Below are 2,175 nucleotides of genomic sequence, written 5' to 3' on the forward strand. Positions count from 1 at the left end.
ATAAACGTCCTGCCTGACCGGCTACTGCTGTTCAGCGGCGCTGACGGCGATCATCAGGTGGGGGAGTTTCAAGTGACCATACCCGGGGGATTTTGACCGACCCACGGGGGGATATAATTGCTGTATTCGCATTTGTCGTTTGGTTCTGGCTGCTCATTGTCATCTATGGCGACCTGTTCAGGCGCCACGACATTTCCGGATGGGGTAAGGCACTGTGGGTGCTTGCACTTGTTCTGACCTCCTACCTCGGCATCTTTGCTTACCTCATCACCCAAGGCAGGGGGATGGCGGAACGCAGCGCTGAGCAGGCTCAGCGGGCGCGCGAGGAATTACGGCACATCGTCGGCTTTAGTGTCGCCGACGAGCTTTCCAAGCTCGATCAGCTCAAAAAATCGGGATCCATAACCGACACCGAGTACGGGCGCCTTCGCACCAAGCTGGTCTCCTAACCATCGGTGAGGGAAGCGGGGAGGCCCATGATGTTCGCAAAGCCTTTTGGCACCGTTGGATCTCTTATTGCTGGCTTTGCAATTGCGTGGACTGAAAGCGCGCATGCGGAAATATTCATAACAACCGCCACCATATCGCAGGGCGAGTTGGTCATCGTCGGAAGAGTAAGACGGCCCCGCGAGCCCAGCGTGGAAATCAAGATCAGTCCGAGCAAAACCGTGAAAGTCGAGAGCACTTCGACCGGAGGATTTCGGTGGATTGGACCGGAGTTTCCATCGACTTGCATCGTAAAGATCACGTCCGGACCAGATACGAGAGACGTGGTGATACAGAATTGCGGCCTCCCCGGGCCAGCGGGTCCTCCAGGGCCGGCCGGACCTGCAGGCCCGATCGGACCGCCCGGGCCCAAAGGGAATTAGAAGGCAGACTTCGTCTTGCGGGTTTGCAGGTTGCCCACCGGATCGCTCTCGCATCAACAATCGAGGTGTCGGTTCGAAGTTTTGACGGAGCGCTACAGAACGGCGATCGCGATGGCGACGAGGTTTGGCTCCTGGAGCGGGCCGAAATCATCGTTGCCTTCCGCCTTGAAGCGGGCGCAGCCATGAATGGCATCGTCAGGAGCACCGCGCCCGCTGAACCAAGGTTCGCGCTCAGCCACGATGCGTGGCGTTCCTGGAATAAGCCGGAGAAATTGGCGTCAGCGGATGCCGAAGAACAAGGGCAAACACCAGGATGGTGCCCAGGGGCGGAATCGAACCACCGACACTGCGATTTTCAGGCTCAGGTTACGTCTTTCATATCAGGACCTTAAAACCTGAAGACGTGTCTAACAGTTGGCGGGACATCAATGACATACGCCGAATCTGTCTAACTTGCGCTCGTTTAGCGTTGCAGCTGAGCCTGCAGCCTTTGGCGCGGCCGTCGGCTCATGCAACAACTCTGCTGCAAAAACTGGCGCGCCCCCGTCGCGCGATGAGCGAGCTTCAAGCACCGTATCGCCATCAATCTTGCGGCGGATGTCGCGGATAATCCGACCAAGCCGTGTCCGCAGGAACTTGAGCAGACGGTGGCAGAAGCTCAATTCGCCGCAGAAGTATTGGTAGTAGGGGTTCTCGATCCAGCGCGCGCACAGCACCTCATCTGACAAGTTGTGCATGTGCTTCAGAATGAACAGGCCGGCCACGAGCCGCGTCGGCAAGCCAGGTTGCCCCAACCCTGTTTGGCAGACCGAACTAAAGCGCTCATCCAGAAACTTCCAGTCGATCAGCGCCGCCAACCGCACCAGCGGGTGGCCCAAGTCGATGATCTGATCGAGCGCCGGAAGCAGCAGATCTTTCTGGCGATCGTCCCGCGGTTTGCTCATCGCCTTCCCCAATGCCGATGACCCGACACCAGGGAATCACGAATCGCCCAAAAGCAAAATCCCAAAACGCAGGAAAACGAGGTCCAACACCCCACTTTCCTGCAAAATCGAATACTACATCAAGACCAATTCTGCTTACTTCTCAGACCGATCCGTATTCTTCACGGACGACTATCTTTGAAGCCCCGAAGCTTGAAAAGCCGAAATAGAGATTGGCCTACTTTGAAACTGCGAGTGGCCCCATGGGCCGGTCCTAGTACCCACTTTTCTTGGAACGTGAGTCGTGATTCAAGGTCGGGATGATACCCGAAGCAAGAGAAGTCCACCTTTCGAGGAAAGATCGCAAGGTGCTTGAGGCGTGC

General features: G+C 56.9%; 2 protein-coding genes and 1 pseudogene. 1 reads left to right on the forward strand and 2 read right to left on the reverse strand.

Annotated features, from left to right (window positions below):
• Nucleotides 1-92: 92 nt before the first annotated feature.
• Nucleotides 93-449 (forward strand): PLD nuclease N-terminal domain-containing protein, encoded by a 357-nt coding sequence (locus QJT78_RS50500; protein ID WP_038945924.1) that lies wholly within the window; start codon nt 93-95, stop codon nt 447-449.
• Between the two features lie 512 nt (nt 450-961).
• Here the strand turns inward: QJT78_RS50500 and QJT78_RS50505 are convergent.
• Both QJT78_RS50505 and QJT78_RS50510 read right to left on the reverse strand, forming a co-directional pair.
• Nucleotides 962-1,108 carry a hypothetical protein gene (locus QJT78_RS50505; protein WP_155257708.1) on the reverse strand — a complete coding sequence of 49 codons (147 nt, stop codon included), beginning with the start codon at nt 1,106-1,108 and terminating at the stop codon, nt 962-964.
• A 318-nt stretch (nt 1,109-1,426) separates the two neighbouring features.
• Nucleotides 1,427-1,813, reverse strand: a pseudogene (locus QJT78_RS50510) (transposase); the annotation flags it as partial.
• Between the last annotated feature and the right edge of the window lie 362 nt (nt 1,814-2,175).

This window comes from Bradyrhizobium sp. Mp27, from assembly GCF_029953005.1.
GTDB lineage: Bacteria > Pseudomonadota > Alphaproteobacteria > Rhizobiales > Xanthobacteraceae > Bradyrhizobium > Bradyrhizobium barranii.